General features: G+C 52.7%; 7 protein-coding genes. 3 read left to right on the forward strand and 4 right to left on the reverse strand.

All coding sequences use genetic code 11. From position 1 onward, the window contains the following. Positions 1 to 230: 230 nt before the first annotated feature. Positions 231 to 3,203, reverse strand: coding sequence for a beta strand repeat-containing protein (locus AC5JMP_RS08165; protein WP_495850955.1), 2,973 nt, complete (start codon positions 3,201 to 3,203; stop codon positions 231 to 233). Between the two features lie 142 nt (positions 3,204 to 3,345). On the opposite strand from AC5JMP_RS08165, the gene AC5JMP_RS08170 reads away from it, so the two are divergent. Then, on the forward strand, positions 3,346 to 3,639 hold the full coding sequence (locus tag AC5JMP_RS08170; RefSeq protein WP_495850956.1) for a hypothetical protein: 294 nt from the start codon (positions 3,346 to 3,348) through the stop codon (positions 3,637 to 3,639). 39 nt (positions 3,640 to 3,678) lie between these two features. Here the strand turns inward: AC5JMP_RS08170 and AC5JMP_RS08175 are convergent, their stop codons facing one another. Continuing rightward, positions 3,679 to 3,900, reverse strand: a complete 222-nt coding sequence (locus AC5JMP_RS08175) for a ribbon-helix-helix domain-containing protein (RefSeq protein ID WP_495850957.1) — start codon at positions 3,898 to 3,900, stop codon at positions 3,679 to 3,681. Positions 3,901 to 4,029: 129 nt separating this feature from the next. Between AC5JMP_RS08175 and AC5JMP_RS08180 the strand changes: the two genes are divergently transcribed. Further along, a complete protein-coding gene (locus AC5JMP_RS08180; protein WP_495850958.1) occupies positions 4,030 to 4,179 on the forward strand; it encodes a hypothetical protein in 150 nt (49 codons plus the stop codon). Here the strand turns inward: AC5JMP_RS08180 and AC5JMP_RS08185 are convergent. Next, entirely contained in the window at positions 4,141 to 4,395 is a 255-nt protein-coding gene (locus tag AC5JMP_RS08185; RefSeq protein WP_495850959.1) for a hypothetical protein, read from the reverse strand. The two genes, AC5JMP_RS08180 and AC5JMP_RS08185, sit on opposite strands and share 39 nt — an antisense overlap. A 229-nt stretch (positions 4,396 to 4,624) precedes the next feature. On the opposite strand from AC5JMP_RS08185, the gene AC5JMP_RS08190 reads away from it, so the two are divergent. Continuing rightward, positions 4,625 to 5,020: a hypothetical protein gene (locus AC5JMP_RS08190; protein ID WP_495850960.1), complete on the forward strand. Its 396-nt coding sequence runs from the start codon at positions 4,625 to 4,627 to the stop codon at positions 5,018 to 5,020. Positions 5,021 to 5,090: 70 nt separating this feature from the next. Here AC5JMP_RS08190 and AC5JMP_RS08195 read toward each other — a convergent pair. Next, positions 5,091 to 5,310, reverse strand: a 220-nt coding sequence (locus AC5JMP_RS08195) for a transposase (protein WP_495850961.1), incomplete at its 5' end; no start/stop codon positions are given.

Consider the following 5,310-nt stretch of genomic DNA (forward strand, 5'->3'; position numbering starts at 1 on the left):
ACGGCTTCAAGCACCTTAAAGCAGAAGCCGGAAGATGTCAAATGGGTTCTATAGACTCATGGCAGATGCGTCCCACGCTATCTCAGCTTTTGCTGTAGGAAGTATTATGCCTATCTCACTACAGAAGTCACTTGGTTAGCAAGATGTAGCCCTGTAATTTCACGCAAACCTTACAGATATGGCGTGGCTAAACACAAGTGTAAAGATTCTGGCATGGCTTCATCCGTGGATCAGAGAATAAAGTTGCTGCTGTTGTTAAGGCTAGCTGGGGTGATGTTCTGGACGATCGCCAAAGCCGTCGCCCGTCCTGCCCCGGTGCCATCGGCATCAATTTGTACAATTGTGTTGCTGCCTTGCGCGGCAAACCCCAGATAGCCGCCGCTGACGGCGCTAGCATAGCTGAAGGTATTCAGGCTCAGGCTTTGCAGCAGCGCCGTCAAAACAATTTGGTCTTGACCCACCGTAAAGTCAGTAATGGTGTCGCCTGCATCGCGGATGTTGGTGTAAACAAACTGATCGGCTCCCGTTCCTCCGGTGAGGGTATCTGCTCCAGCAAATCCGGTGATGCGATCGCTGCCCGTACCTCCGACTAACGTATCTCGTCCTGCCGTACCGTCGATGACATTAATCGGCACGGCATCATCATTGAGGATCGTGCCTGTACCCGTTGCTTTAGAGAGACTTGCACTACTAGCCGCAGAGAGATTTACGGTAAAGGTCTCATTGGGTTCAAAATCGGTATCGCCCGTGATATTAACGCTAATTGTCTTTGAGGTTTCTCCAGCCGTAAAGGTCAAGTCAGTCAGACTGATAGCGGCGTAGTCGCTGCCTGCGGTAGCAGTACCATCGGCAGTGGCATATTTGACGCTGACGGATTGGTTAACTGCCTGAGAGAGCGTTATGGTGAAGCTTGCTGCTGTAGTGCCACTATTGCCTTCACTCAGGCTGATATCGCTGATGCTCAAGCTAGGCAGATCGTTGTCGGTAATAGCCACTGAAACAGGGGCGACGCTGAGATTGTTGTAATTGGCGTCGTTACTGCTAACGATATGGGTGATCGTCCCAGTATGATTACCCTCGATCACGGTATCATCCACTGCGGCAACCGTGACCGTTTGCGCCACGTTCCAATTAGCGGTTGTGAAGGTGAGGGCGTTGGTCACGGTGAGTTGGGTGCCACCATTGAGGGCGATCGTCACATTAGAAGTAGGCTGGCTGTTGAGAGCAATCGTGTAACTATCGGTTGCGCCTCCTTCAACCACAGCCGTGCTGCCGTTTGATTGGGTGACGGTTACTCCAGCACTGTCGTTGTCTGCAATGATCACAGTGGCGCTAGACTGAGCAGCACCTAGGTCATAGCTGGCAGTATCTGTCAGATTAAGCGTGACGGTTTCATTGCCTTCAATCAGGGCATCGTCAGTTGGGGTAATCGTGATATCGGCAAACGCTGCACCTGCGGCAATCACGGCAGACCCACTCAACGTCGGCGTATAGTCACTGCCGTTGATGGCTTGACCGACTCCTGTGGCGATCGCATAGTTCACCGTCAGGGCACTCGCTGTAGACCCGGTGCGCGAGAAGCGGAAGGTACCGGGGTTAGCTACACCGCTTGACTCGGCTGCATCTGCGTCTGTGGCCGCGATCGAGACGATCGGTAACGTGTCATTGTCTGTAATGACAATATTTTGAGAAACCGTGCTTCCCAACACAATGCCAGACGAAGGATTGTTGAGGGTCAAAGTTGCCGTTTCCGTCCCTTCCACCAGGGCATCGTTTACGACGGTAAAGGTCACAGAACCACTGGTCGCTCCACTAGCGATTGTGATCACGGTATTGCTCAAACTGTAATCGCTCGTCGTGATGCCCGTTCCTGTGACCGCTAGATTCACCGTTTGGTTGCTGGTGACGGTGCTAGATGCCGTTGCCGTCACCGTAATCACTGTTGTCGCTGCTTCGCTACCTGCAGTGCTGCTAACGGAGAGATTGACGCTGGGGGAAGGGGGCAAGCCAATAGTGCCGTAGACATCGTCATTGTTTCCGGCGACTCCTGCATCGTTGGCAGCAGCATTGCCGCTGAAAATGAGGTTGGCTCCGGTAACGGTGGGTGCGGTTGATACACCTGCCTGACTCGCTAAAGCTGGGGTCACGGCAAAGATAGCGCCACCTAAGCCCTGTCCTGCGGCTCCCCCACCCGTGGCGCTGCCGCCCACAGCAGTATTGTTGGTAAAAGTAGTGTTTCCTAGGGTGAGTGCACCCGATCGAATAAAAATTGCGCCGCCTAAACCAGCACCGCCGCCGCCGCCTCTGCCGCTGCCGCCGCTGCCGCCGCCGCTGCCGCCGCCGCCATCACTACTGCCGCCACCCCCGCCACCCCCGCCACCCCCGCCACCCCCGCCACCCCCAAAGCCGCCGTTGCCGCCGAAGCCGCCGTTGCCGCCGCTGCCGCCGGCGGCACCTGTAGTCGTTCCATTAGGATTTTGACTGATGCCGCTGCCGCCGCCGCCGCCGCCGCCGCCGCTACCGCCGCCGCCGCCGCTACCGAAGCCGCCGCTGCTGCCGCTGTCGCCGCTGCTGCCTCTGCCGCCGCTGCTAGAACCGTTGCCATTCAGGAAATTTCCGCCTCTGCCGCCGCTACCGCCTCTGCCGCTGCCCGGTTGACCATTAGTACCATTGGTTGGAGCAGTACCCGTGAGACTGCCGCCCCGACCGCCGTTGCCCCCTGTGCCCACAATGCCACCGCTGCCGCCACTCCCGCCGATCGCCTGGTTGTTGTTAAAAATGACGCTGCTAACGGTCACATTGCCGTTGTCAACATACAAAGCGCCGCCAAAGCCGCCATTGCCGCCGAAGCCAGCACTGCCGTTGCTTCCCTGACTGCGACCGCCGCTTAGCGTCAAGTTGGTTAGGGTGACGGCTCCCTGATTCACCGTAAAAAGCCGGACATCACCTGCATCATTGAGGCTGTTGTTATTGGCATCGCCGCTAAGAGTCAGTAGGTTTGCCCCGGTACCCGTAATGGCGATGTCACTGGTAATGGTCGGCAGAGTGCTAGTCAGACGAATGGTGTCGGCAGTACCATCGGTGAAAACGCCGCCGCTAAAGAGGATGGTGTCTGCCCCCGCCGCAGCGTTCGCTTGGCTAATTGCGTCGCGCAAAGACCCCGCGCCGCTATCGCTAGTATTGGTGACGTTGAATATTGCCATTGAGCGTCCTTCGTATGTCTTTTATACAGCTATCTGTTATGCAGTTGAGCTGGTTGAAATATTCGTATAAATAGCGATCGCCAGCGGATGCCAAATTCCTGCTGTAATGCAGTTTATTTATTGCCGTCAAGCCTCAACTTCTGTGAGTAAGATATCTGACTTTTCTACGATCGCCCGATTTCCCAGGAAAAACTTTAGGAAAACAACATCTGCAACGCTTGTTTTCACCACCCTTTATAAATTTGTGATGGGAACAAGCGCGATCGCCCTCACTGCAAGTGAATTTGTGGCAAACATAGGCGCGATCGCCCTCACAGGAGTTGTAGTGATGACTACGAGAACTGCGATCGATACTGCGAGAGAAGTGACCACAACAAACAGATCAACGGTCGTTACTGCTGAACTTACAGGGGTGAAAACACAACTTAAGTTTTAGCCCCCATTTGGATTGGTTGATAAGAGTTGTGCAACTTCCTTAATCTTTATCCTCATTTGTCCTCTGCTGTATCGCATTCTGAGGCTCTGCCTTTAAATAACCTCTTGCTTTTAATGCTTCTTCAACCAGAACGGCAGCCATCTGTGACCGCGATCGCTGTTCACTTAAAGCAGCAGCATCAAGCGCAACGTTCACTTCGTCGCGTACATACATTGTGACTTGGGGCTTCTTGGTTGCCATCCATTCATTCATGATCATCATCCAAATCCTACTCCTTGATAAATTGTTTCACTGCATCTCCTAATAAAGTAATGCACTATGACTGACTATACGCTATAGTGCTTGACTAAAGAGATAAACCCTTCAGAATTTTTACAAGGAGCATTACCCATGTGGTCAGTTTGGTTCTACACGCCCAGCGGGGGGCGCAAATTTATCGATCGCTTCAATACCCGCAATGAAGCAGAACACTATCGGCAGAGACTAGGACGACTCATCGGCTCACCCCAAGATGTAGTCGTTTGCTTTGACCCTCCCTAGCTTGCAGAGCTTCAAAGGGGTGGACATTGCCATTGTCCAGTTCTGAGTGAAAATCAGCCCGATCGCCCTCACTGCTGATCCATTTGTGATGACGATACGCGCGATCGCCACTTTAAAATTTGCAGTAATCATCATGAGAATTGCGATCGTCACGATCAGAAAGGCAATCGTGACCACGGGAGTTGTAATCAGGGTGTCGAGAGAGGCGATCGTCACAACTCAGTAAAAATGCTTTCAAGTCGCGTGGGCATTGCCCACGTCACTTACGAATGGTCTACTCTCAGGATCAGACTCTTCATATCAAGTGCCTTCAGAGGATTCACCCTATCTTTTCAGAGTTGCCAGGTCACAACTCTACCTTTGTCGTGGGTTTACCTAGATCTCCGCAGAGGCAGTCTGGGTAGTCTGAATCTAATCACAGACCTGCATCAAAGGAGTAGAATCTATGTCTCGCAAAAAACGCACCTCTCGTATCTTAGAAAAAGCCGAGATGCGATCCTCTGGCTTAAAAGCGATCGATCCACAGCTTGACTTTGGCAAACCCTGCACCTTGAGCGATTTGAATGACACCATTGAGCAATTGCGCACCAAAATCGAAGCCTACAATACGGCTCTGACCGTGGTTGATTTCTCTAAGACCGAGATTGGCGAGCTAGAAAAGACCTTGGGCGATCTGGTCGAGAAAATGCTGCTGGGTGTTGCCTTTAAGTACGGCAAAGATAGCCTTGAATACGAAATGGCGGGTGGCGTGCGCAAAAGCGATCGCATCCGCCGCAGCGCCAATAGCCGCCTCAAAGCCAAGCCTGATCAGGAAAAGATGCTGGCTGCATCTGAGCCGTGAGTCTGTTGTGGCGATCGTCTTTTTGAGGATGCAATAATGAAATGCGGGCAAGCTGCCCGCTCTTATAGCGCTACGCACATACGTTAGGACACTCTTTAAAGGCAGCATCAACGCAATCTCGAAAGGTATCAAACTCATCCCATCGCTGTCGCATCCAATTCTTTAGCACGCTCCACCAGTGTTCAATCTTGTTCAAATCTGGAGAATAAGGCGGCAGATACCAAATCTCACATCCGTATGACGCGACAATTAGATAGGCGTAAATAGAAGGCAGACGACAACTATCTAGT

This window comes from Drouetiella sp. (assembly GCF_059504425.1).

Bases quoted from the DNA above. Each gene is read 5' to 3' on its own strand.
- AC5JMP_RS08175 (WP_495850957.1), bottom strand. From the start codon at position 3,900: ATGATGATCATGAATGAATGGATGGCAACCAAGAAGCCCCAAGTCACA.
- AC5JMP_RS08190 (WP_495850960.1), top strand. From the start codon at position 4,625: ATGTCTCGCAAAAAACGCACCTCTCGTATCTTAGAAAAAGCCGAGATG.
- AC5JMP_RS08180 (WP_495850958.1), top strand. From the start codon at position 4,030: ATGTGGTCAGTTTGGTTCTACACGCCCAGCGGGGGGCGCAAATTTATC.
- AC5JMP_RS08165 (WP_495850955.1), bottom strand. From the start codon at position 3,203: ATGGCAATATTCAACGTCACCAATACTAGCGATAGCGGCGCGGGGTCT.